We start from the raw sequence: 21,056 nt of genomic DNA on the forward strand, positions 1-21,056 counted from the left end.
GTGCCGCCCCGCACAGGGGCAACGCTAATAAACCACTAACAATTCAAGGAAAGGCCAAAGCCCCAGGAACACGGACAAAACAAGCGCCGCGCAGGCAAAAAAAACCGTCAATCTGGCAACTCAGCAGCCCCCATCCGCCGCGCAATCACGCGCGACCTTTGAGCCAGATACGCTGAGCCCCTGTGCTCATCAAAATACTTAGGCTGCGGCAGCATCACAGCCAGCCGCGCCGACTGCCCGGCAGTCAATTTGGCAGCAGAAGTCTTGTAGTAATAATGCGCGGCCGCCTCCGCGCCATAAACCCCATTGCCCCATTCAACGGAGTTGAGATAAATCTCAAAGATGCGCTGCTTGTCCATCAAGGTCTCAAGCATCCACGTGATGATCAGCTCCTGCCCCTTGCGGATATAACTCTTCTCACGAGATAGAAAGAGATTCCGCGCCAACTGCTGAGTAATCGTCGAACCACCGCGAACGATCTTGCCCTTGGCCTTGTTCTTCTCCCACGCCTGCAAAATGGCGTCGGTCTCGTAGCCGTTGTTATTCACGAAGTTCGCGTCTTCGGAAGCGATAATCGCGCGCTTCAGATTGTGCGAAATCTGTTCGTACGGTACCCACGTGCGTTGCACCGACAGATCAGGCCGGTCCTGCGACAAACGCCACGCGTCCGATCGCATAAAAGCGGTCGACCGGGGATTCGTGTAATTCCACACCGCAATCTGCGCGAAGTAAAACGCCTGCGTCGCAAGCCACGCAATCGCCAACACGGCGCCGAGATAGAAGATCCATCGCACCGGACCTGGCCGGCTCGCGCGCCGCGTTGTTTTCATCGTACCTGGAGTCCTCGAGTCGGTGAACGTGTGGGTTGGTGCGTTGCGTAGTCTGGAAATTAATGCGGTGGTCTACGCGTGCGGCGGCGCCGTCAATAACGCTCGCAATTCCGCCAGCACCGGCGCGCCGTCGGGCCGCACGCCTCGCCACACGTAAAACGACTCGGCCGCCTGCTCGACCAGCATGCCGAGGCCGTCGGCGCCGCGTGCACCCAGCTTCCGCGCGTGCTCCATGAACACCGTCGGATGCGCGCCGTACATCATGTCGTAAGCGAGTGTGCCGGCGCCGAACGCGCGGTCGTCGCATTCGGGCAACGAAGCATCCAGACTGCCCGCCGTCGCGTTGACGATCACGTCGTATGTGCCCGCTTCGATCGCTCGCGCGCTGCCGCCGGTCAGACGGCATGCGACATCGCCTGCGGCCTGCGCGAACTGGTCCACTAACACTTCGGCCTTCGCTGCCGTACGGTTGACGATCGTCAGCGTATGTGGCGAGCGGTCCAGCATCGGCAGCACGACGCCGCGCGCGGCGCCGCCCGCACCAAGCAGCAAAATCCGTGCACCCTTTAACGAAACGCCGAGATTCACCTCGATGTCTCGCACGAGGCCGAAGCCGTCCGTGTTGTCGCCGTAGACACCGTTTGCGTCGAACCGCAGTGTGTTCACCGCGCCCGCTGCTGCCGCCCGCGGCGACAGGGTGTTGGCGAACGCATGCGCGTCGAGCTTGAATGGCACCGTCACGTTCATGCCGCGGCCGCCAGCTTCGATAAAAGCGCGCACGTGCGGCACGAAAGCATCCACCGGCGCGAGCAGGTGGCCGTACTCGATCGGCTCGCCGGTTTGCGCGGCAAAGCGGCCATGAATGAACGGCGATTTGCTATGACCGACCGGGTTTCCGATGACCGCGTAGCGGTCGCGCGAATCGCTGACGCTCATCGTCCCGGCTCCGTGACGTGCTGCTGGTCGGCTGCTGCATCGCTGGTGCCAGCGGCGTTTTCGGCGTCGCCCGGTTCGGTCGCGCCGCCGTCGAGGTCGGCTTCCGCCTGAGCCTCGGCTTCGCCTTCGGCGCTTTCCTCAGCCACGTCGATGATTTCTTCTTCACCCTCGTCGGCTTCCTCAGCTTCGCTGCCGCTCGTCACCGCCGGCGCGTCGAGCACATGCAGCAGGCGCACGGACGCTTCGACGGTCAGTTCGTCGATCGACATCACTTCCATCTGCAAGCGCGTACCGCGTGCATGCACGCCGAGACCCGGCACATGCAGCAGCAGCGGAATCTCTTCCAGACGCACGAGATCGCCCTTCACCACCGATGCCACCACCTGCTTCCGGTTCTCCTGCTTCAGCCAGCGCAGGCACCAGAAGTACTCCATGCGGCGCTGGTGATCGGCATACGCGGTGTAGGTGTCGTCGAAACCTTGCACGACGGCGAACAGATCGGCGTCCTTGGGCTTGAACGGTGCGGCCAGTTTCGCGGTCACGCCATGCTGCACGCAGGCGAGCAACTGCCACTGGTTCACAAGGTCGACGTAGCGGCGCAGCGGCGACGTGCTCCACGCGTATTGCGTGACGCCCAGGCCTTCGTGCGGCGCCGCATTGGTTTGCATGCGAGTGCGCTTCGGGCCGGTCGGCGCACCGAACGCACGTTGCGTACGGTAGATGCCCGGCACGCCGTGGTCATGCAGGAACGCGCCCCACGACGAGTTGGCGAGAATCGCGAGCTCCGCGACGATCGTGTCGAGCGGCGACCCACGTCGGCGCGGCGTGATCGTGATGTGCTCGCCTTCCACATAGAAGTTGAAATCGGTGTTGCGCTGCACTTCGCGGCGCAGGCCATAACCGGCGCGCGCAGTCTGACGCTTTTCGAACAGCGCCTGCGCGAACGGCCACAGCACGGCGATGTCCTCTTTGTGCGGATAGTCGCCGGTACCGGCGGCGAGCGCCTCTTCGGTGACCAGCTCGTCCAGCGTGTTGTGGCGCAGATTGTTCTTCACGAACACACGCTCGGCGCGCGTTTCGCTCGCCACGATCTCCTGCGTCTCGCGATTGATGATCACGTAGAGCGACAGAGCCGGCCGCAAGCCGCCTTCAGCCAGCGTGAACGCCTCCACGACGCTATCGGGCAGCATCGTGATCTTGTCGCCCGGCATGTAAACGGTCGACAGACGTGTGCGCGCGATCGCATCGACCTCGTCGCCACGCTCAATGCCGAGCGCCGGCGCGGCGATATGCACGCCGATCCGCACGCGGCCGTCGGCCAGATGCTCGACGGAGAATGCATCGTCGATTTCGGTCGTGGTGATGTCGTCGATCGAGAACGCCTGTACATCGGCTTCCGGCAGATCTTCCGGCAATGTGCCGACCGTGACCGGCGGAAAGCCGGTGCCGTGCGGGAAAAACTCGGAGAGGAATTTCGCCTCATGCAACGCGCGAGCCGACGGAATTCCACCGCATTCGAGCATCAGCCGCGCCTGTGAGATACCGCGCGCCGCGGCCGCGCCTTCGAGCGCCTTGTATTCGATCGTGTTCTTGTCGGGCCTCGTGAGCAAAGCCAGCGCCTTGCTGCCGCTGAAGCCTTCCGGCAGACGGCCCGCCTTCAGTTCGTCTTCGTAACCGGCCTGCACCAGCGCCTGCTGGCGTTTACGCTCCAGTCCGGCGAGCGCCATCTTGAGTTGCTCCTGCGGCGCGCGCTGGTACATGCCGCGGCCCTTGCGGCGGAAGTACACCGGCGAGCCGTGCAGGCGCAGCACCAGCGCCGCACGCTCGATGGCGCCGAACCCATCGCCGAAATACTCGGCGCCCAGCGTGGCAAACGGGAATTCGTCTTCCGGCGCGCATTCCCACAGGAAGTCCAGATCGATATCCTGCGCGGCGGCGTCAGCCTGTTGCATCAGCTCGCCCGCGCTCGGCTTTTCGAATTCGATCAGCACGTCTTTCGCGCGCACCTTGGCGCGCCGGCCGCCCGGCAGCTCGACCTGAAAAGCATCGCCCTGACGCGACAGCACGCTGCCCGCCTTGAAACTGCCCGATTCCTCAAAGAAAACGTTCACTCAATACTCTCGTTCTGTCTTGCATCTGCCGGCGCGCCCGATTGGGTTCAGCTATCGGTCACTGCGTGCGCGGCACGGCAACGTGTTCGTGGTAGTGGATCCGCGGCGCGATACGCGCGCGCCGGCGGCATGATTCTGGTGATCCGCAACGGCCTCGCTGCGGGATCGTCGGCACGCTCAGGCGGCTTCGCGCGGCGCCGGCGGCTCGACGTCTTCGGCATCGCAAAAGGCCAGCACCTCGTCGACGTATTGCGCGAATTCGCTGATCGCGTGGTCACTCCCTTGGATCAGCGTAGTGCGTGCGCCCGGATAGTGCGCGAGCATTTCGCGGTAATCGAGCACTTCGTCGCCGGTGGCGGCCATCAAATAATAGCGTTCGGGCCGCGTGATCGACGCGACGCCGAGCGCGCGCAGCTCGTCCAGATGATGCGGCTCGACCGTGATGCTGCCGCCGCCGTGCCACAGCGGCTGCTCGCCGAGATAGGCGCTCAGGTCGCGCTGCGGCACGACCGCCGGGTTCAACAGCACCGCCGGCCAGCCGTGCTTCTCGGCGAGATGCGTGGCGAAGTAGCCGCCGAGCGAACTGCCGATCACCGTGACGTCTTTCGGCTTCGCAGCCGCGACCAGCGATTCAGCGAGCGCAACGGTCTCGAACGGCGAAACCGGCAGCATCGGACAGCACCATTCGTCGCTGCGGCCAAGTTCGACGAGGCGCGCCGCCAGCACGCGCGCCTTGAACGAATTGGGTGACGAACGGAAACCGTGCAGATAAAGGATCACGAAGCGCCTCGTGCGGAAAGTGCGTCGAGCAGCTTCTGATGCACGCCGCCGAAGCCGCCGTTGCTCATCACCAGAACCTGGTCGCCGGGGCGCGCTGCGTGAACCACCGCCTTGACCAGCGCGTCGAGATTGTCGAATGCCTGCGCTTTGCCGCCGAGCGGTGCGAGCGCCTCGCCGAGATCCCAGCCGAGTGCGTCGCGGCCAGCCGGCGCGCCGTAGCCGAACACGAGATCGGCGTCGGCCAGACTCGCCGGCAGTTGCGCCTTCATCACCCCGAGCTTCATGGTGTTCGAGCGCGGTTCCAGCACGGCCAGGATTCGCGTGTTTTCATGGCCGACGCGGGCGCGCAGTCCGGCCACCGTCGTTTCGATGGCCGTGGGGTGGTGAGCGAAATCGTCGTAGACAGTCACGCCGTCGACGCTGCCGCGCACTTCCATACGGCGCTTCACATTCCGGAAACTCGCCAGCGACTTCGCGGCTTGCGCTGGCGGCACGCCGACATGGCGCGCGGCGGCGATCGCGGCAAGCGCGTTCATGCGGTTGTGTTCGCCCTGCACCTGCCACTCGACCACGCCGACGCGCTCACTGTTGTGATACACGGCAAAACGCTCATCGACCGGCACGCCGTCTTCAGCTGGCAGGGTTTCCCAGCCGCCTTGCACGCCGAAACGCTCGACTTCGCTCCAGCAACCGCGTGTCAGCACGCGCTCCAGCGCGTCTTCACGACCGTTCGTGACGATACGGCCAATGCCCGGCACCGTGCGGATCAGATGATGGAACTGCGTTTCGATCGCCGCCAGATCCGGGAAAATGTCGGCGTGATCGAACTCGAGGTTGTTCAGCACCGCGGTTTTCGGCCGGTAGTGAACGAACTTGGAGCGCTTGTCGAAGAAGGCCGTGTCGTACTCGTCGGCCTCGATCACGAAGAAGCTCGAATCGGTTAGCCGCGCCGACACCCCGAAGTTCAGCGGCACGCCGCCGATCAGGAAGCCCGGATTGAGACCCGCGTCTTCGAGCAGCCAGGTCAGCATCGAACTGGTGGTGGTCTTGCCGTGCGTGCCGGCCACCGCCAGCACCCACTTGCCGTTCAGTACGTGCTCGCCGAGCCACTGCGGACCGGACACATAAGGCAGGCCGCGATCGAGGATCGCTTCCATCAGCGGGTTGCCGCGCGAGACCACATTGCCGATCACAAACAGGTCGGCATTGAGACCGTTCAACTGCTCGGCGTCATAGCCTTCAATCAGACGAATGCCTTGTGCCTCGAGCTGCGTGCTCATGGGCGGATAGACGCCGGCGTCGCAGCCCGTCACGGTGTGGCCCGCGCCGCGCGCGAGGACCGCGAGTCCGCCCATGAACGTGCCGCAGATACCGAGGATGTGGATGTGCATAAGCCTGTCGTGCCGCGCGGGCGTATTTTGCGAGGGATGGGAGTGCGGAAGAGCGGTCGAAACGACCGTCCGCAAAGGACGCTATTGTAACCGACGCCTCCGAATCGCCCTACGAACGGGGCCGCCAGGATGGCTGCCCGTCCCGCCCCCGCAAAACGCCCTGCGTGAACCGCCCAGAAAGGGCTGTCATCAATCTCTAGTATGATTGAGAGATGGTTCGCAAATCACATTTCGATCCGCAGCGCGTGCGCGAGGAAATCGCCATCGCAGCTGCCCGGATGATCGCTGAAGACGGTCTGGACTACGCAACGGCCAAGCGTAAAGCGGCACGGCAGGTAGTCGGCGAGAGCCGTGTTGCCGGCGAATGGCTGCCGGATAACGACCAGATCGAAGAAGAAATCCGTGAATATCAGTCGCTGTTCCAGGGCGACAGTCAGCCAGTGCTGTTGCGGCGGCTCCGCCGTATCGCGATCGACTGGATGGAGCGGCTTGCGCCGTTCAATCCCTATCTGACCGGCGCGGTGCTCGGCGGCACAGCCGGCGAACACTCGGATATTCACCTTCAGGTGTTCTGCGACAACCCGAAAGAAGTCGCGATCTACTTTCTGAACGCCAACATCCAGTACGACGTTTCGGAGACACGGCATTTCGCCGGTCGCGGCTACGTCGAGACGCTTAGCTTCCTCTGGCGCCCCACGAACGAAGGGCGCGATGCGGAGCCGGCCGGCATCCACGTCGCCCTGTACGAAACGGACGACTTGCGCGGCGCGGTTCGGGCCGACGCGCGCGGCCGCACGGCTCGGGCGAATCAGCAGGCCGTTCAGGCGCTGCTCGACAGCAGCAACGTCACCTCTTCAACTAATTAGACAGACCTAGACCTGGAATGAATACGACACGGATTCTGGCAGGCGCGCTCGTCGCGATCGCCGCCGCGGGTGGCGGGGTGCTGGCCAATCACTTGCTGAACGGCGACCCGGAAGTCGCCCACGCGGCGCAGCCCGGTTCCACGCAAAGCGCCGTCGAGCAACTCTGGACCGCGCCCGTCACGAATGTCGACGGCAAGCCGCAATCGCTAAGTTTGCTTAAAGGCCACCCAATCGTCGTCAACTTCTGGGCGTCCTGGTGCGGACCGTGCGTAGAGGAAATGCCCGCTCTTTCGCAACTTCAACGCGAATATGCGAAGAAAGGAATCCAGTTCGTCGGACTTGGCGTCGATTCGGATAAAAACGTCCAGGCGTTCCTGCAGAAGGTGAAAGTGGCCTACCCGGTCTACGTCACCGGGTTCGGCGGCGCCGACCTTGCGCGCGCGTTCGGCAATACTGCGGGCGGCCTGCCCTTTACCGTCGTAATCGACGCAAAAGGCAACATCCGCTCGACAAAATTAGGGCAAATCGACCCACAAGCGCTGAAACAGACGCTCGACGCGCTCTAAATTTCACATTCTTTTGACGATCAGATCGAGGCAAAAGGCGCGAAATTACGCGCAAATCGCTCGAATTTGAGAGAAGATGGGCGCCCGGACAGATGGCGAAAGATCGCCGGGATCGTTTCCAACGCGCAGGAAACTAGACAAGTTTCTCTAATCAGCGCTAAAGTGCGCCCAATTCCACGGAAAAAGAAGCGACCATGACGCGACTGCTGGTACTGCACGGCCCCAACCTCAACCTTCTCGGCACCCGGGAACCGGAGGTTTATGGCCGCGTAACGCTGCCGCAGATCGATCAGGCACTTGCGGACCGCGCAGCGGACGCAGGCGTCGAACTCGCGTCGTTCCAGAGCAATCATGAAGGCGCTCTCGTCGATCGCATCCAATCCGCCCGGACTGAACAAACCGATTTCATACTGATCAATCCCGCCGCGTACACGCACACCAGCGTGGCCATTCGGGACGCACTGGCGGGGGTCGGCATCCCGTTCGTCGAGATTCATCTCTCGAACGTACATCGCCGCGAACCGTTCCGGCATCACTCGTATTTCTCCGACCAGGCTGAAGGCGTGATTTGCGGCCTTGGCTGGAAGGGATATATGTACGCGCTCGAATTCGCGCTCGACCGGCTGTCGGCCGGCTCGTCGCGCGGCTGATTCCAAACACGTCCAATTTAAGCCGGGTACTGCGATTGCACGCGCCGGCACTTTACGCATTGAAAGGGGCTTCCTGATGGATCTACGTAAACTGAAAACTCTGATCGACCTCGTCTCGGAGTCCGGTATTTCCGAACTCGAAGTGACCGAAGGCGAAGGCAAGGTCCGCATCGTCAAGAATGCGCCGCCGGTTTACGTGCAACCGTCCGCTTCGTATGCTCCGCAATATGCCCAGCCGGCACCGCTGCCGGGCGGCGAAGCACCGGCTGCCGCAGCGGGCGCCCCGGCTACGCCGGCGCCCGTCGCGCCGCAAGGCCACGTAGTGACCTCGCCGATGGTCGGCACCTTCTACCGCGCACCGTCGCCGGGCGCCGATCCGTTCGTCCAGGTGGGCGACACGGTCAAGGAAGGCCAGACGATCTGCATCATCGAAGCGATGAAGCTGCTCAACGAAATCGAGTCGGACAAGTCCGGCGTGGTGAAGGAAATCCTCGTCGAAAACGGCCAGGCGGTCGAGTACGGCCAACCGCTGTTCGTGGTCGGCTAACGCGGCACGCTTTGCGCTTTTTTTGCGCCTGCCGCCCGCGCGCCTGCCGTCCCGAGGCGCGCGACCGATCCTCTGAGGCAGCCCGTGTTGTGATCGACCGGGCGCCTATTGATGAGTCGAAAATCCGCTATGTTTGAAAAAATTCTCATTGCCAATCGTGGCGAGATCGCGCTTCGTATCCAGCGCGCCTGCCGCGAACTGGGCGTCAAGACGGTCGTCGTCTATTCGGAAGCCGACAAGGAAGCCAAGTACGTGAAGCTCGCCGACGAGGCGGTCTGTATCGGCCCGGCGCCTTCGAATCTGAGCTACCTGAACATGCCGGCGCTGATCAGCGCGGCAGAAGTGACGGACGCCGAAGCGATCCACCCCGGCTACGGCTTCCTGTCGGAAAACGCCGACTTCGCCGAACGCGTCGAGCAGTCCGGCTTCACCTTCATCGGCCCGCGCCCGGAAACCATCCGGATGATGGGCGACAAGGTGACCGCCAAGCAAACCATGATCAAGACTGGCGTGCCCTGCGTGCCGGGTTCTGAAGGCGCGTTGCCGGAAGATCCGAAAGAGATCGTGAAAATTGCCCGCCAGGTCGGCTACCCGGTGATCATCAAGGCCGCCGGCGGCGGCGGTGGCCGCGGCATGCGCGTGGTCCACACCGAAGCGGCGCTGGTCAACGCGGTCAACATGACGCGCGAAGAAGCCGGCCGTGCGTTCGGCAACCCGCAGGTCTATATGGAGAAATTCCTGGAGAACCCGCGGCACATCGAAATTCAGATTCTGTCCGACTCGTTCAAGAACGCAGTCTGGCTCGGCGAGCGCGATTGCTCGATGCAGCGCCGTCACCAGAAGGTGATCGAAGAAGCGCCGGCGCCCGGCATCGCGCGCCGCCTGATCGACCGCATCGGCGATCGCTGCGCGGACGCCTGCAAGAAGATGGGCTATCTTGGCGCGGGTACGTTCGAATTCCTGTACGAAAACGGCGAGTTCTACTTCATCGAAATGAACACGCGCGTGCAGGTCGAACATCCGGTGACTGAGCTGATCACCGGCGTCGATATCGTGCAGGAACAGATTCGCATTGCAGCGGGCGAGAAACTCGCGTTCCGTCAGCGCGACATCGTGTTCAAGGGTCACGCGATCGAATGCCGGATCAACGCGGAAGATCCGTTCAAGTTCACGCCGTCGCCGGGACGTTTGACGTCGTGGCATATGCCGGGCGGCCCCGGCATCCGCGTCGATTCGCACGCCTACAATGGCTATTTCGTGCCGCCGAACTATGATTCGATGATCGGCAAGCTGATCGCTTACGGCGCGACGCGCGAACAGGCGATCAAGCGCATGCGCATCGCGCTGTCGGAAATGGTGGTGGAAGGCATCCAGACCAACATCCCGCTGCACCGCGAGCTGATGCTGGACGCGAAGTTCGTGGAAGGCGGCACCAGCATTCACTACCTCGAAAACCGGTTGGCGGCGAAGCAGCAGGCCGCGCCGGAAGAAGCATAAGTCATGAGTTACCGGGAACTGATCGCCGAGCTGGCACGCGAGCACGCGGAGGAGTTCTCCGACGCGCTGCTCGAGTTGGGCGCGTTGTCCGTATCGGTTGAAGATGCGGACGCCGACACGCCCGACGAGCAGCCGCTGTTCGGCGAGCCCGGTCTCACGCCGGATCGTACGGCGTGGCAGCGTTCGCGCGTGATCGCCCTGCTCGCGCCGGAACAGGAGCCGGGTGTGCTGCTCGCGGCGGCGGCCAACGAGGTGGGGCTGGAAAGCGCGCCGTCGTTTACCGTGCGTGAAGTCGAAGAGCAGGATTGGGTGCGTCTCACACAGTCGCAATTCGATCCGATTTCGATCGGCGAGCGCATCTGGGTGGTGCCCTCGTGGCACGACGCACCGGACCCTGACGCACTCGTGCTGGAACTCGATCCGGGCCTCGCGTTCGGCACCGGCAGCCATCCCACTACGCGTCTGTGTATGGAATGGCTGGAGCAGTCGGTGAAGGCGGAGCAATCCGTGCTCGACTACGGCTGCGGCTCGGGCATCCTCGCGATCCTCGCGAAGAAGTGCGGCGCCAACCCGGTGTACGGCATCGATATCGACCCGCAGGCGGTCGAATCGGCGCGTTACAACAGCGAGCGCAACCGGGCGGAAGTCACGTACGGTTTGCCAGACGAATGCCCCACCGGCGAGTTCGATATCGTGGTCGCCAACATCCTCTCCAACCCGCTCAAGCTGATGGCGTCGATGTTGTCGTCGAAAGTCAAGGCGGGTGGCCGGATCGCGCTGTCAGGCATTCTGGCGCGCCAGGCGGACGAAGTGGCGCAGGTCTATTCGCGATGGATCGACATCGGCGTATGGCGCGAACACGAAGGTTGGGTATGCCTGACGGGAACGCGCCGCGAAAGCCATTAGAATAAGGCGTATTGTCCAACCAACGGCCTTTCGGCTTATCGGCTCAATATGCTCCTGGCGACGCGTTGCCCCTTCTGCGAAACCGTCTTCCGCCTGCAACCGGCGCAGCTCGCGCTGCGCCGCGGCCTCGTGCGTTGCGGGCACTGCCATGAAGTATTCGACGCATCGAGCAGCCTGTTCGAACTGAACGAGGTCGGCGACTTCTCCTCCGCCAAGCCAATTGCCGCGGCTGCGGCGATCGAGGCCTTGTCCGGCGTACGCCCCAAGGGCCCCGATTTCAGCGCTGAAGCATGGGATCCGTGGGCACCGGCGCCCGACGCCGCGATCGACAACCGCCTGCTTCACAGCGCCAGCAATCTGCCGCTTACGCCGATTTCAACTGGCGCAGGCGTCGCGGTCACGCCGCGTCACGCTACCGAGCCGGAACTGCCGGCGAGCGCCTTCACCACGCCGATTGCTGCCGACCACGAACCCAGTCTCGCGAACGTGCCGCTCGAACCCGTTGCCAACGAGGCCGAGACGCCCCCGGACCTGCCGCGTGAGCCTTTCGCTTACGAGGCCAATCCGTCTACGGAAGCAGCGCCGCGGGTCTGGCACAAGACCGAGCGTCCTTCTGAACATCTTGCTGATGCTGACGAGCCGGTTTTGCACGAGCCGGCCAGCTTGCATGGCATTCCTGACAATGAACCGCATTTCGGAGCGGCCAGCTTGGGTGCGGCTGGCGTAGGCGCTGCAGGCGTAGCTGCGGCAGCCGGCCTGGGCGCGGCCGCCGCGGGTGGTGGCTCGGGTCCAGGCCCGGCCACCTTTGGATCGAGCGGCGAACCCTTCGCGGTCCAGCCGGTGCATGACGGCGTCGATCCCTTCCCGGTGGTGCGCGAAACACGCCCGGCCGAACCGCGCCGCCTCGGCTGGATCATCTTCGGCTCGGTGGTCGCCGCGCTGCTGGTTATCGCCCTGCTCGCGCAACTCGCCTGGTGGCAGCGTGAAACCGTGCAGGTCTACTTCCCACGTTCGCAGACGCTCTACGTAAAGGCCTGCGCGCAGCTCGGCTGCCAGATCACGCCGCCGCACGACATCGACGGTTTGCAGGTCGAACCGTCCGACCTGCGGCAGATCGACGGCCCGCACAAGCTCGAACTGAAGATGCCGCTGCGCAACCGCGCCAATGTTGCGCTGGCCTACCCGGCGATCGAACTCACGCTGCTCGACGATCAGAACAATGTCGCCGTGCGCCGCGTGTTGTGGCCGCAAGACTACGTCGCACCCGGCACGCCGATTGCGGCCGGACTGCCGGCGCACACGACCCAGACCATGATCGTGCATCTCGACACGGGCAATGCGGTCGCGTCAAATTTCCGCGTACAGATTTTTTATCCGTAACGCATCCTCGCGCCCGGCACTGACCGGGCGTGTTCACCGTCATTACTGACGAATTTTCGGAGCACGACAACATGAGTCAAGTTACGCTGGGTGGCAACCCGATCGAAGTAGCCGGCACGTTCCCGAGCGTGGGCCAGACTGCCCCCGCCTTCTCGCTGGTCGGCAAGGATCTGAAGCCGCTGTCGCTGGCCGACTTTGCCGGCAAGCGCAAGGTGCTGAACATCGTCCCGAGCCTCGACACGCCGACCTGCGCCACGTCGACCCGCAAGTTCAACGAGGCCGCGGCCAAGCTGAGCAACACGGCTGTGATCGTCGTGTCGGGCGACCTGCCGTTCGCCGCGTCGCGTTTCTGCACGACCGAAGGCATCGAGAACGTTGTGACGGCGTCCACGTTCCGCGGCCATGAGTTCGCGCAAGCCTATGGCGTCGACGTCACGAGCGGCCCGCTGACGGGTCTGACGGCACGCGCCGTGGTGGTCGTCGACGAGAACGACAAGGTCGTGCACGCTGAGCTGGTCGGCGAAATCAAGAACGAGCCGAACTACGACGCAGCGCTTGCCGCGCTGAAGTAAAACCTTCGCGCACGAACCCCGGCGCCGCGCTTCATGCGCGGCGCTGTCACATCGTCGTGCCCATTCTCTTTATCGATTTTTACAGGAACGCTCGCCTTGGCTACGCTGATTTGCGGTTCGCTCGCCTACGACAACATCATGACCTTCGAAGGCCGCTTCCGGGAGCACATCCTGCCGGAGCAGGTCCACATCCTGAACGTAAGCTTTCTCGTGCCGACGATGCGCCGTGAGTTCGGCGGCTGCGCGGGCAATATCGCCTACTCGCTGCATCTGCTCGGCGGCAACGCGCGCATCATGGGCGCGCTTGGTGCGATCGACGCGCAGCTCTACATGGACCGCTTCAAGCAGCTCGGCCTCTCGACGGAAAACGTCCTGGTGGTGCCGGACACGTACTCGGCCCAGGCGATGATCACCACCGACCTCGAAAACAACCAGATCACCGCGTTCCACCCTGGTGCGATGATGCAGGCGCACCTGAACCGCGCCGACGAAGCGAAGGGCATCACGCTCGGCATCGTCGGACCGGACGGTTACGACGCCATGATCCAGCATTCCGAGCACCTGGCAGCGGCCGGCGTGCCGTTTATCTTCGATCCGGGCCAAGGTTTGCCGCTGTTCAACGGTGAGTCGCTGCGCCGCATGATTGAACTTGCTACTTACGTAGCTGTCAACGATTACGAAGCCAAACTGGTGAGCAACAAAACGGGTTGGTCGATCGAAGAGATCGCCGGCAAGGTCGAAGCGCTGATTGTCACGCTCGGCGAACAAGGCGCGCAGATCCATCACGCCGGTGGCATCGAAGCCATCCCGGCGGTCAAGGCACAGCAGGTGCTCGACCCTACGGGCTGTGGCGACGCATTCCGCGGCGGCTTGCTCTACGGCATCGAGAACAAGCTGGGCTGGGCGACCACGGGGCGTCTGGCAAGTCTGATGGGCGCGCTGAAGATCGAACACCAAGGCCCGCAAAACTACGCGCCCAACCGGGCGGAGATCAACGAACGGTTCAAGCAGGCGTTCGGATACGACCTGCAGTAATGCCGCAAGCTATTGGAGTTAGGGAATGAGAACAACGAGTCGCCTGGTAGTGGCCGCCTTGATCGCCGGTTCGCTGGCCATGTCGGGGTGTGCGTACAACAGCAGTTCTGCCGACGTCTACACGGCGTCGCAGGCACAACGCGAAGAAACGGTCCGCATGGGCACGGTCGACAGCGTTCGGGCCGTGAAGATCAGTTCGAACAACGGCCAGCCGAGCGGCTTGGGTGCGATCGGCGGCGGCGCGTTGGGCGCGGTGGCCGGCAGCGCGATTGGCGGTGGTCGCGGCTCGATCGTGACGGGCATCATCGGCGGCCTGGCTGGCGCAGTGGCAGGTAATGCGGTCGAGAACGGCGTCGCGGTGCACGACGGCCTCGAGATCACCGTGCGACTCGATAACGGCGACATGCGCGCGATCACGCAAAGCGCCACCGGCGAAATCTTCCGCGCCGGCGAGCGCGTCCGTCTGCTTTCCAGCGGCGGCGTCACGCGCGTCACACACTAAGTTTCCCCTCTCGTGCGGTCGCGCTTCACGCGCCACCGCGACGACTTCAAACGCATGCCCTCTGTGCATGCGTTTTTTTTCGCCTGCGGGTTTCGAACTCGCTTCTCAAAGCCAGCACCCTCGCCCGGGCAAAAAAAATCCCGTCGCCAGAAACCCGGCAACGGGACCCTGACCGAGTAGCGCTCGGTGATGCTGCTTCAAGCGCTACTCGATCATCGACACACAGTAAGACGTGTCGAAGTACTTCTACTGCTTACGGACGGCTGCCCGTCGGGAACGGCCATGCAGCTGCCGGGTTCAGCGCGGTCTTCACCGTCGCCGCCGGTGCGCTCGAGACAGAAGTCGCAGCGGGAGCAGGTGCAGCCTTCTTGGCAACAGCCTTCTTCGCAGGGGCAGCCTTCTTGGCAGGAGCAGCGGCCTTCTTCGCGGCAGCCTTCTTGGCAGGCGCAGCCTTTTTAGCGGCAGCCTTTTTCGCAGGCGCAGCCTTCTTGGCGGCAGCCTTCTTGGCAGGCGCAGCTTTCTTGGCAGCAGCCTTCTTAGCAGGCGCAGCCTTCTTGGCAGCAGCCTTCTTAGCCGGCGCCTTCTTTGCTGCGGCCTTCTTCGCCGGTGCTGCCTTCTTTGCTGCAACCTTCTTCACTGCTGCTTTCTTAGCCGGCGCTGCCTTCTTTGCCGGTGCCTTCTTCGCTGCAACCTTCTTCACTGCGACTTTCTTGGCAGCGACTTTCTTTGCCGGCGCAGCCTTCTTCGCTGCAACCTTCTTCACTGCGACTTTCTTGGCAGCGACTTTTTTCGCCGGAGCAGCCTTCTTTGCCGGAGCAGCTTTCTTGGCTGCGGGTTTCTTAGCTGCTGCTTTCTTGATAGTTGCCATCATTTTCTCCTTCAGGTTTTCAGATGAGAGTCAGTTCAAACTACACCCTTCGTCAAAACCCGCTTCCCGCGGACGCTTCTCAGGGCGCGCGCTACGAAGCGGGCTATTCATCGGCGTACGCAGGTGCTGCGCGCTTACGCTAATGAATGCGGTAAGGCGCGCCGTGCCCTTGGGCACCGCGCGCCAGATCTGGTCGGCGCTGGATCTCAGCGCCGGCAATTGCTTGATCGGGCCGCTGGCGGCAACGCCAGCGGCTTTTTCCGGGGGGAAGTTTGCCCATCCCACTGAAGGGTTCGCAAAGTGCCAGTCATGTTTGTGGGCCGCGAAGGCACGCGGCGCACTGGGCACAATTTGCATCAGGCGGTTCTGCTCCTAACTAAATTGCCGCGGCCGAAGCCTGCCGGCATCCCCAAAATGAATGCATCTGCGACACGAACCCGGATCACTCCCAGGTCAGCGCGCCGCCAGTCTGATATTCGATCACTCGCGTCTCGAAGAAGTTGCGTTCCTTCTTCAGGTCGATCATCTCGCTCATCCACGGGAACGGGTTTTCCTCGTTCGGGTACAGCGGATCGAGACCGATCTGCTGACAACGGCGGTTGCAGATGAAGCGCAGATAGCTCTTGAACATCGACGCATTGAGGCCGAGCACCCCGCGCGGCATCGTATCTTCTGCGTAACGATATTCAAGTTCGACCGCTTGCTGGAAGATCTCGCGGATTTCCGCGCGGAACTCAGCCGTCCAGAGTTGCGGGTTTTCGAGTTTGATCTGGTTGATCAGGTCGATGCCGAAATTGCAGTGCATCGACTCGTCGCGCAGGATGTATTGGTACTGTTCCGCGGCGCCGGTCATCTTGTTCTGGCGACCCAGCGCCAGGATTTGCGTAAAGCCGACGTAGAAGAACAGGCCTTCCATCACACAGGCGAACACGATCAGCGAGCGCAGCAGGGTCTGGTCTGCCTCGAGCGTGCCGGTCTTGAAGGCCGGGTCGGTCAGCGTATGGATGAACGGAATCAGGAATTCGTCTTTCGCGCGGATCGAGGAAACCTCGTGATACGCGTTGAAGATTTCGCCTTCGTCGAGGCCCAGGGACTCGACGATGTACTGGTAAGCGTGCGTGTGGATCGCCTCTTCGAACGCCTGGCGCAGCAGGAACTGGCGGCATTCGGGCGCCGTGATGTGGCGGTAGGTGCCCAGCACGATGTTGTTGGCGGCCAGCGAGTCGGCCGTCACGAAGAAGCCCAGGTTGCGCTTGACGATGCGGCGCTCGTCTTCGGTCAGACCGTTCGGGTCTTTCCAGAGGGCGATGTCGCGCGACATGTTCACTTCTTGCGGCATCCAGTGGTTGGCGCAACCAGCCAGATACTTTTCCCAGGCCCACTTGTATTTGAACGGCACCAACTGATTGACGTCGGTCTGGCCGTTGATGATGCGTTTGTCGGCGACATTGACTCGCGCTTCGGAGGCGGCAGCCGTTCCGGTAGCAGCGTGGGTCACATGAGCGACGGGAGCGACAGCGATGTCGTTCGCGAAGATGTCTTGAGCCGAGGGAGCGTGAGGAGCGGAACGCGTTCCGACTTGCGAACCGACAGCCGATCCCGCAGCGTTGCGCAACACATTCTGTTGCGTAGCGCTCGAGGGAGTTACGGCAGTGATCTCGTCATCCCAGTTGAGCATAAATGTCACCATCAATTTAGAACGGTTTGTACCATCTTTTCACGAGCGATAAAAGAGTTCGCTGATGAAAAATCCTGTTTTCGATTCGCGTTGCTACGTTCATACAACACTTTGTTCAACAGACTGTGTGTGTCGCCTCATGTGAAGCGTGTTGAACGCGTGTCGTCGAGGTGCTTCGCGAGCTCGAAGAGCAACGTGTCAAAGCGACGTTTCGCTGCTCTATCTATCTGTATTGCGGAGCGTGCTTGCAGCGTTTTGCGATTGCTTCCTGCTGCCTCGTGCTGACGTTCCGGCTGTCCCGTGCTTGCCTGTTCGTCAGTGCTGGCGAGGCGGAGTTCAATGCAATGTCGAGCGATGCATCTGACCGGTTGTGTCGATCGACCTTCGACCGGAGCGTTTGCTGAGCGCTTCATGTCGAGCGCTTCGTCGGTGCTGCCGACTGCTGACTGCGTCATCTACTACTTGCTTACCGCTTGCCTGCTGTTTGCCTGCCGCTTCACGACTTCAGTTGCTTGCCGTGCTTCGCTGCTTTTCGACGAGCGGCGCAACGTCGATTTCGTTTCGCTGCGCCGCTCGTCTACTTCGCTTATGCATCACTTCTATCAAGCTTGCTGATCGCTGCATTCGGGTCTTTACCTACAACCCGCTTAGCAAGCGGCGATCCTGCCGCCTGCTTCGTGCTTAGTCGCGATCGCCAGACTTCTTACTGGCAAGCTTCGCACTCGTCGAAACCAGGATCGCCCGGACGCATCATGCACACCGGACCATCTGCTTCCGGGGCTGCTTCGACTGCAACTGCCGACGCTGCCGCCGCGACCTGGATGCCGCCCGAAGCTGCACCACCGCTCACGCCGAAGCCGCCTGCCGCGCCGCCGCCGACACCACCCGCACCGCCCGATCCTTCGCCGCCACCCGAGCTCACCGCGTTCAGTGCGCCGTGCGCCACCGTCGACTTCTCGACGTGCGTCGCCGCCATCGTGCGGAGGTAGTAGGTCGTCTTCAGACCGCGCACCCAAGCAAGCTTGTAGATCTCGTCGAGCTTCTTACCCGACGCGCCGCCCATGTAAATGTTCAGCGACTGCGCCTGGTCGATCCACTTCTGACGACGCGAAGCCGCCTCGACCAGCCATACCGGATCGAGTTCGAACGCGGTCGCGTAGATCGCGCGCAGGTCGGCCGGGATGCGGTCGATGCGCGAGAGCGTGCCGTCGAAGTACTTCAGGTCGGCGACCATGACTTCGTCCCACAGACCGCGTTCCTTCAGGTCGCGCACCAGGTAGTCGTTGACCACCGTGAATTCGCCCGACAGATTCGACTTCACATACAGGTTCTGGTACGTCGGTTCGATACAGGCCGACACGCCGATGATGTTCGAGATGGTCGCCGTCGGTGCGATAGCGACGCAGTTCGAGTTGCGCATGCCGTAGGTGGCGATACGCGAACGCAGTTCGGTCCAGTCCATCGATTCGCTCGAATCGACTTCAACGTAACCGCCACGCGCTTCGGCCAGCAGCTTCACCGAGTCTTGCGGGAGAATGCCGCGATCCCACAGCGAGCCGCGGTAGCTGGAGTAACGGCCGCGCTCCTGCGCCAGCTCCGTCGACGCGTAGTAGGCGTAGTAGCAGACCGCTTCCATCGACGTATCGGCGAACGCAACCGCCTCTTGCGACGCATACGGCGTGCGCAGCAGGTGCAGGCAGTCCTGGAAGCCCATGATGCCCATGCCGACCGGACGGTGCTTCAGGTTCGAGTTACGTGCCTTGGCGACTGCGTAGTAATTAATGTCGATCACGTTGTCGAGCATGCGCATCGCGACGCTGACGGTGCGCTTGAGCTTGTCGTGGTCGAGCGCCAGAGTGCCGTCCGCCTGTTCCTTCAAGTGAGCGACGAGGTTCACGGAGCCCAGGTTACAGACGGCGATTTCGGCGTCACTGGTGTTCAGCGTGATTTCCGTGCACAGGTTCGACGAGTGGACGACACCGACGTGCTGTTGCGGCGAACGCACATTGCACGGATCCTTGAACGTGATCCACGGGTGGCCGGTTTCGAACAGCATGCCCAGCATCTTGCGCCACAGTTGCGCCGCCGGAATCTTCTTGAACAGCTTGATCTCGCCGCGCGCGACCTTGTCTTCGTAAGCCGTGTAAGCCGTTTCGAATTCCGCGCCGAACTTGTCGTGCAGATCCGGGCAGGTGGACGGCGAGAACAGCGTCCAGTCGCCGCCTTCGTGCACGCGCTTCATGAACAGGTCGGGAATCCAGTTCGCCGTGTTCATGTCGTGGGTGCGGCGACGGTCGTCGCCGGTGTTCTTACGCAGCTCGAGGAATTCTTCGATGTCCAGGTGCCACGTTTCCAGGTACGCGCAGACCGCGCCCTTGCGCTTGCCGCCCTGGTTCACGGCGACAGCCGTGTCGTTGACGACCTTCAGGAACGGCACGACGCCTTGCGACTTGCCATTGGTGCCCTTGATGTGCGAACCCAGAGCACGCACACGCGTCCAGTCGTTGCCCAAACCGCCGGCGAATTTCGACAGCAGCGCGTTTTCCTTCAGCGCTTCGTAGATACCGTCGAGGTCGTCGTCGACCGTGGTCAGGTAGCACGACGACAATTGCGAGCGGCGGGTGCCCGAGTTGAACAGCGTGGGCGTGGACGACATAAAGTCGAAGCTCGACAGCACGTTGTAAAACTCGATCGCGCGCGCTTCGCGGTCGATCTCGTTCAGCGACAGACCCATCGCGACACGCATAAAGAATGCCTGGGGCATTTCGATGCGCACGCCGTCGTGATGCAGGAAGTAGCGGTCGTACAGCGTCTGCAGGCCGAGGTAGCCGAACTGCAGGTCGCGGTTGTTGTCGAGTGCGGCGCCGAGGCGCTTCAGGTCGAACTGCAGGAGTTTGTCGTCGAGCAGCTCGGCTTGCACGCCGCGCTTGATGAATTGCGGGAAGTATTCGGCGTAACGATCGCCCATTTCTGTTTGCGTGACTTCCTCTTCGAGGATCTCGCGGCGGATCGTGTGCAGCAGGATGCGGGCCGTGACCTGGCCATAAGCCGGGTCTTTTTCGATCATCGTGCGGGCGGCCAGAATTGCCGAGTCGTAGACCTGGCTCATCGGCACGCCGTCGTACAGATTCTTGACCGTTTCCGCGATGATCGGATCGGCGCTCACGGCGTCGCCCAGATTCGAGCACGCCAGTTCGATGATGCCGCGCAGCGCAGCCATGTCGAGCGGACGCGTCACGCCGTTGTCGGTGACGTTCAGACCCGGCGTGCTGGCGACGATCTGGTCGTCATGACCGCGCGCCTGGGTGCGCTTCTCGCGATACAGCACGTATGCACGCGCGACGTTATGTTCGCCGCCGCGCATCAGCGCGAGTTCGACCTGATCCTGGATGTCTTCAATATGGAACGTGCCGCCGTTCGGACGGCTGCGCACGAGTGCGCGCACCACGTTCTGCGTAAGTTGCTCGACCAGTTCGCGCACGCGAGCCGACGCCGCGCCTTGACCACCGTTGACGGCCAGAAATGCCTTCGTCACGGCGATGGCGATTTTCGACGGCTCGAACGACACCACGCTGCCGTTACGACGGATCACCTTGTAGTCGGCGTAGGTCACTTGCGGCGCGAGCGCCTGGGCGCCTTGTGTCTGGCCGAAGGCCTGGCCAGCCGGTGAACCCTCGTACCGGGTCGTCGCGTTGTCGGTGGTTTGCATGTGCAAAGCTCCTGGTCTTGGAAATGTTGCGGAGATAACCGCGGATTAAAACGAACGCTGCGCCGCCGCGTGCGCAAGCGATGGGGTGCAGGAAAAAGGCCGGCTGAGCCGGGTGGCGGGATGCGACAGCGATGAAGCCTGGTTCGAATTGAAAACGGTCTTCATCATGTGTGTCGCGATCACTTGCTATGCCCTTTTCCTGAATGTTTCTGGACGCTGCCGGCTCTCTCGA

General features: G+C 62.5%; 20 protein-coding genes. 11 read left to right on the forward strand and 9 right to left on the reverse strand.

Annotated elements, in window-relative coordinates; all coding sequences use genetic code 11:
• Nucleotides 1-107 precede the first annotated feature (107 nt).
• The 5 genes from mtgA to mpl all read right to left on the reverse strand — a co-directional run bounded on the left by mtgA (nucleotide 108) and on the right by mpl (nucleotide 6,048).
• Nucleotides 108-830 (reverse strand): monofunctional biosynthetic peptidoglycan transglycosylase, encoded by a 723-nt coding sequence (gene mtgA, locus M0D66_RS33690; protein ID WP_093645184.1) that lies wholly within the window; start codon nucleotides 828-830, stop codon nucleotides 108-110.
• A 72-nt stretch (nucleotides 831-902) separates the two neighbouring features.
• The gene (gene aroE / locus M0D66_RS33695; RefSeq protein WP_256455998.1) at nucleotides 903-1,766 is read right to left on the reverse strand and encodes a shikimate dehydrogenase; all 864 of its coding nucleotides are present in this window, start codon (nucleotides 1,764-1,766) and stop codon (nucleotides 903-905) included.
• On the reverse strand, nucleotides 1,763-3,877 hold the full coding sequence (locus M0D66_RS33700; protein ID WP_266212611.1) for a ribonuclease catalytic domain-containing protein: 2,115 nt from the start codon (nucleotides 3,875-3,877) through the stop codon (nucleotides 1,763-1,765). The genes aroE and M0D66_RS33700 overlap by 4 nt, the downstream gene beginning before the upstream one ends.
• A gap of 177 nt (nucleotides 3,878-4,054) precedes the next feature.
• Nucleotides 4,055-4,657 (reverse strand): YqiA/YcfP family alpha/beta fold hydrolase, encoded by a 603-nt coding sequence (locus tag M0D66_RS33705; RefSeq protein ID WP_093645190.1) that lies wholly within the window; start codon nucleotides 4,655-4,657, stop codon nucleotides 4,055-4,057.
• Nucleotides 4,654-6,048 carry a UDP-N-acetylmuramate:L-alanyl-gamma-D-glutamyl-meso-diaminopimelate ligase gene (mpl, locus tag M0D66_RS33710; protein WP_200620044.1) on the reverse strand — a complete coding sequence of 465 codons (1,395 nt, stop codon included), beginning with the start codon at nucleotides 6,046-6,048 and terminating at the stop codon, nucleotides 4,654-4,656. Before mpl ends, M0D66_RS33705 begins: the two co-directional genes overlap by 4 nt.
• Nucleotides 6,049-6,260: 212 nt before the next feature.
• Between mpl and M0D66_RS33715 the strand changes: the two genes are divergently transcribed.
• From M0D66_RS33715 to M0D66_RS33760, 10 genes are all read left to right on the forward strand, one after another.
• Nucleotides 6,261-6,914 (forward strand): UDP-N-acetylmuramate--alanine ligase, encoded by a 654-nt coding sequence (locus M0D66_RS33715; RefSeq protein ID WP_093645194.1) that lies wholly within the window; start codon nucleotides 6,261-6,263, stop codon nucleotides 6,912-6,914.
• Nucleotides 6,915-6,931: 17 nt separating this feature from the next.
• Entirely contained in the window at nucleotides 6,932-7,480 is a 549-nt protein-coding gene (locus M0D66_RS33720) for a TlpA disulfide reductase family protein (RefSeq protein WP_200620043.1), read from the forward strand.
• Between the two features lie 194 nt (nucleotides 7,481-7,674).
• The gene (gene aroQ / locus M0D66_RS33725; protein ID WP_093645199.1) at nucleotides 7,675-8,130 is read left to right on the forward strand and encodes a type II 3-dehydroquinate dehydratase; all 456 of its coding nucleotides are present in this window, start codon (nucleotides 7,675-7,677) and stop codon (nucleotides 8,128-8,130) included.
• A gap of 76 nt (nucleotides 8,131-8,206) precedes the next feature.
• The gene (gene accB / locus M0D66_RS33730; RefSeq protein ID WP_093645201.1) at nucleotides 8,207-8,677 is read left to right on the forward strand and encodes an acetyl-CoA carboxylase biotin carboxyl carrier protein; all 471 of its coding nucleotides are present in this window, start codon (nucleotides 8,207-8,209) and stop codon (nucleotides 8,675-8,677) included.
• A 129-nt stretch (nucleotides 8,678-8,806) separates the two neighbouring features.
• Nucleotides 8,807-10,174 (forward strand): acetyl-CoA carboxylase biotin carboxylase subunit, encoded by a 1,368-nt coding sequence (accC, locus tag M0D66_RS33735; protein ID WP_054040733.1) that lies wholly within the window; start codon nucleotides 8,807-8,809, stop codon nucleotides 10,172-10,174.
• Between the two features lie 3 nt (nucleotides 10,175-10,177).
• The gene (gene prmA, locus M0D66_RS33740) at nucleotides 10,178-11,080 is read left to right on the forward strand and encodes a 50S ribosomal protein L11 methyltransferase (RefSeq protein WP_211701882.1); all 903 of its coding nucleotides are present in this window, start codon (nucleotides 10,178-10,180) and stop codon (nucleotides 11,078-11,080) included.
• Nucleotides 11,081-11,128: 48 nt separating this feature from the next.
• Nucleotides 11,129-12,460, forward strand: a complete 1,332-nt coding sequence (locus M0D66_RS33745; RefSeq protein WP_266212612.1) for a zinc-ribbon and DUF3426 domain-containing protein — start codon at nucleotides 11,129-11,131, stop codon at nucleotides 12,458-12,460.
• A 71-nt stretch (nucleotides 12,461-12,531) separates the two neighbouring features.
• A complete protein-coding gene (tpx, locus tag M0D66_RS33750) occupies nucleotides 12,532-13,032 on the forward strand; it encodes a thiol peroxidase (protein ID WP_054040805.1) in 501 nt (166 codons plus the stop codon).
• Between the two features lie 96 nt (nucleotides 13,033-13,128).
• Complete coding sequence (locus M0D66_RS33755) at nucleotides 13,129-14,067, forward strand: carbohydrate kinase family protein (RefSeq protein WP_256455996.1); 939 nt, start codon at nucleotides 13,129-13,131, stop codon at nucleotides 14,065-14,067.
• A gap of 25 nt (nucleotides 14,068-14,092) precedes the next feature.
• Nucleotides 14,093-14,569, forward strand: coding sequence for a glycine zipper 2TM domain-containing protein (locus M0D66_RS33760; RefSeq protein ID WP_054040737.1), 477 nt, complete (start codon nucleotides 14,093-14,095; stop codon nucleotides 14,567-14,569).
• A 253-nt stretch (nucleotides 14,570-14,822) separates the two neighbouring features.
• On the opposite strand, the gene M0D66_RS33765 is transcribed toward M0D66_RS33760, so the two are convergent.
• The 3 genes from M0D66_RS33765 to M0D66_RS33775 form a co-directional block, all read right to left on the reverse strand.
• Nucleotides 14,823-15,437 (reverse strand): histone H1-like DNA-binding protein, encoded by a 615-nt coding sequence (locus M0D66_RS33765; RefSeq protein WP_093645210.1) that lies wholly within the window; start codon nucleotides 15,435-15,437, stop codon nucleotides 14,823-14,825.
• A 30-nt stretch (nucleotides 15,438-15,467) separates the two neighbouring features.
• Nucleotides 15,468-15,794, reverse strand: coding sequence for a hypothetical protein (locus M0D66_RS33770; protein ID WP_093645212.1), 327 nt, complete (start codon nucleotides 15,792-15,794; stop codon nucleotides 15,468-15,470).
• An 85-nt stretch (nucleotides 15,795-15,879) separates the two neighbouring features.
• A complete protein-coding gene (locus M0D66_RS33775) occupies nucleotides 15,880-17,115 on the reverse strand; it encodes a ribonucleotide-diphosphate reductase subunit beta (RefSeq protein WP_054040807.1) in 1,236 nt (411 codons plus the stop codon).
• A gap of 411 nt (nucleotides 17,116-17,526) precedes the next feature.
• Here M0D66_RS33775 and M0D66_RS33780 point away from each other — a divergent pair, with 411 nt between their 5' ends.
• On the forward strand, nucleotides 17,527-17,730 hold the full coding sequence (locus tag M0D66_RS33780; protein WP_143131828.1) for a hypothetical protein: 204 nt from the start codon (nucleotides 17,527-17,529) through the stop codon (nucleotides 17,728-17,730).
• Between the two features lie 88 nt (nucleotides 17,731-17,818).
• Here M0D66_RS33780 and M0D66_RS33785 read toward each other — a convergent pair whose 3' ends face one another.
• Nucleotides 17,819-20,824 carry a ribonucleoside-diphosphate reductase subunit alpha gene (locus M0D66_RS33785; protein ID WP_266212613.1) on the reverse strand — a complete coding sequence of 1,002 codons (3,006 nt, stop codon included), beginning with the start codon at nucleotides 20,822-20,824 and terminating at the stop codon, nucleotides 17,819-17,821.
• Nucleotides 20,825-21,056 lie beyond the last annotated feature (232 nt).

This window comes from Paraburkholderia sp. SECH2 (genome assembly GCF_030464795.1).
Taxonomy (GTDB): Bacteria; Pseudomonadota; Gammaproteobacteria; order Burkholderiales; family Burkholderiaceae; genus Paraburkholderia; species Paraburkholderia aspalathi.